The organism is Moorena sp. SIO3I6 (assembly GCF_010672095.1).
The window spans coordinates 1-3037 of the sequence record NZ_JAAHHU010000507.1; the positions used below are offsets into that span (position 1 = coordinate 1).

Genomic DNA, 3037 nt, shown 5'->3' on the forward strand with positions numbered 1-3037 from the left:
CAAAGTTGCCGAACATTTGTACTATGTACCATGAGAGCAAGCTTAAACCCATTAGGGGGCTATAGATAATGTACAAATATTCTGCATAAGTGACATGCTCCCCCTATTACCTATTACCCATTACCTATTACCCATTACCTATTACCCATTACCCAGATAAGCGTACAAATGTTCTGCATAAGTGACATGCTCCCAAGTCGATATCTGTTATTATTGATCAGTGTTGAGAATTAAAAAATAAATATCTATATTAACTAACAATAGTGCAGTTATGGCCAAAGTTATTATTATTGGTGCAGGTGGAGTGGGTAATGTTGTTACTCAAAAATGCGCCCAGTTGCAAGATGTTTTCTTGGAGATTCTCCTAGCAAATCGGACTAAATAAAAATGCGATCACATTGCCGCTACTATTGCCCATCCCTCATTACAAACAGCCCAAGTCGATGCAGATAACGTTGCAGAAATAGTGGCACTCATTAAGGATTTTCAGCCTGACATAGTTATCAACGTAGCTCTACCGTATCAAGACTTACCGATTATGGATGCGTGCTTAGAAACAGGAGTAAATTATCTCGATACTGCTAACTACGAACCTCCTGATGAAGCCAAATTTGAGTATAAATGGCAGTGGGATTACCACGAAAGATATAAACAAGCTGGGATTATGGCTGTGCTTGGATGCGGATTCGATCCTGGAGTAACAGGGGTATTTACAGCCTATGCCCTAAAGCACCACTTTGATGAGATTCACTATCTAGATATTGTAGATTGTAATGCCGGAGATCACGGTCATCCTTTCGCTACTAATTTTAATCCGGAGATTAATATCAGAGAGATTACCCAAAAAGGAAAATACTATGAAAACTCCAATTGGGTAGAGGTTGAGCCGTTCTCAGTGCATCGGTCAATCAATTATCCAGAGATTGGCCAGAGGGAGTCATACCTGTTGTATCATGAAGAGCTTGAGTCTCTAGTGAAGCACATTCCCACCATTAAACGGGCTCGCTTTTGGATGACTTTCAGTGAAAGTTATCTGACACACCTGCAAGTTCTCCAGAATGTAGGATTAACTAGTATTGAACCAATTGAGTATGAAGGGCATCAAATCGTCCCCTTGCAATTCCTCAAAGCTGTTCTACCTGCACCATCTTCACTAGGTCAAAACTATGAAGGTCAAACATCTATTGGCTGCCATATTCGAGGAATAAAAGACGGAAAACCAAAAACCTACTATATCTACAATAACTGTGACCATGCAAAAGCTTATCAAGAAGTAGGGGCACAAGCTGTTGCTTATACAACAGGAGTACCTGCAATGCTTGGTGCAATGCTAGTCTTAACTGGCGAATGGCAAGGTGAGGGAGTCTTTAATGTGGAACAACTTAACCCTGATCCTTTTTTGGCAAAGCTAGGAACCTATGGTTTACCTTGGCATGAGTCAATTAACAACTCAGAAGAATTTGGGGATTAACAAGCAAGATGATTGATTATTCCCAAATCCCATCCCCCTGCTATGTGCTTGAGTCCGAAAAGCTGATTGAGAATCTTGAGTTAATTGACTCGGTTCAGAAAAAAGCAGGAATTACGATCATTCTTGCCTTGAAGGGGTTTGCGATGTTCAGTGCCTTTCCCATTGTGAAACAATACTTACAAGGTACTACTGCTAGCTCTCTGTTTGAAGCAAGGCTAGGGCGAGAAGAGTTTGGTAAAGAGCTCCACCTTTACTTGCTTGCCTACCAGGAAAAAGAATTTCCAGAACTGATTCAAGGGGCAACACATATCTCGTTTAACTCCCTAAGCCAATGGGAGCGATTTAAAGAAAAAACTCTCTTGACCCAAGTATCACCGGGTCTGCGCATTAATCCAGAGTATTCTCCGGTGGAACCGGAGATCTATAATCCCTCGTCTCCCTTATCTCGTCTAGGAATACGCGCTGAAAAATTAGGTGATAAGTTACCGGAGGGCATTGAAGGGTTACATTGCCACAACTTATGTGAAAGCGACTCACAGGCTTTAGCACGTACTTTAGAGCAGATTGAAACCCTGTTTGGGCATCACCTTCCCCAGATCAAGTGGCTTAATTTAGGGGGAGGACATCTGATCACCTCTAAAAGCTATGATATCGAACACCTAATCCAAGTTTTGACCCGTTTTAAATCCCGTTATCCTCACTTGCATATTTATCTGGAGCCTGGATCGGCAGTGGCATGGGAAACTGGGGTACTCCGAGCAACAGTTCTTGATCTGATTGAAACTTCAAACCTGATTATTGCCATGCTTGACGTCTCATTTACCGCTCATATGCCTGATTGTTTGGAGATGCCTTATAAACCTCGCATTCGAGGTGCAAGAGATCCGCAACAGCAAGAGCCTAGATACCGGATGGGGGGTCTTACCTGCCTTGCAGGAGACTTTATGGGCATGGGAGATTACTACTTTGAAACGCCTTTGCAGATTGGTGACACAATTGTTTTTGAAGATATGATTCACTATACGATGGTGAAGACTTCTATGTTTAATGGCATCAAACATCCAGCAATTGGCATTGTCCGCACTGATGGTACTTTTAACTTGGTTAGAGAATTTTGCTACGAAGATTATAAGAGTCGATTATCTTAGGCAAATTGCCATGGGAACTAACCCAAATCATGGGTTATACTAAATCCGCTTTTGAAAGTATCACTAGGTATAAATTATCTATCCAATTTTTTGACTTGTGGCAAACTTGTGTAACTAAAACAAATGAATCAAGCCAGTTTTAATCCTAATGAGAGGGAGCATGTCAAATTCGCAGAACAAATGTACTAAAACGACTGATAACTGCTACTGAAGCCCCGAAAACACGATAGTTCAAAGGTTTATAGTTCAAGTGTTCTTACAAAATTGACCTGCTCCCTAGATCCCAAATGGGTTCTGTACAAGCTTGCTTGTTTGCAGGGTGTTCAAATAAGTTGTTAACTCGAATCGAGAAATGTTCTAAAATTAGAATGTTGTGTTTTAGAAACTAATGGATGATATTCTGAGTGTTGTTGCTGAT

The 3037-nt window shown here is 41.1% G+C and carries 2 protein-coding genes and 1 pseudogene; all 3 read left to right on the top strand.

The genetic code is table 11. The features are described 5' to 3' along the window. Positions 1–271: 271 nt before the first annotated feature. Positions 272–661: pseudogene (locus F6K49_RS38685) on the top strand (saccharopine dehydrogenase NADP-binding domain-containing protein); the annotation flags it as partial. A 3-nt stretch (positions 662–664) separates the two neighbouring features. Continuing rightward, positions 665–1471 (top strand): saccharopine dehydrogenase family protein, encoded by an 807-nt coding sequence (locus F6K49_RS38690; protein ID WP_293105773.1) that lies wholly within the window; start codon positions 665–667, stop codon positions 1469–1471. An 8-nt stretch (positions 1472–1479) separates the two neighbouring features. Further along, the gene (gene nspC / locus F6K49_RS38695) at positions 1480–2619 is read left to right on the top strand and encodes a carboxynorspermidine decarboxylase (protein ID WP_293105770.1); all 1140 of its coding nucleotides are present in this window, start codon (positions 1480–1482) and stop codon (positions 2617–2619) included. Positions 2620–3037 lie beyond the last annotated feature (418 nt).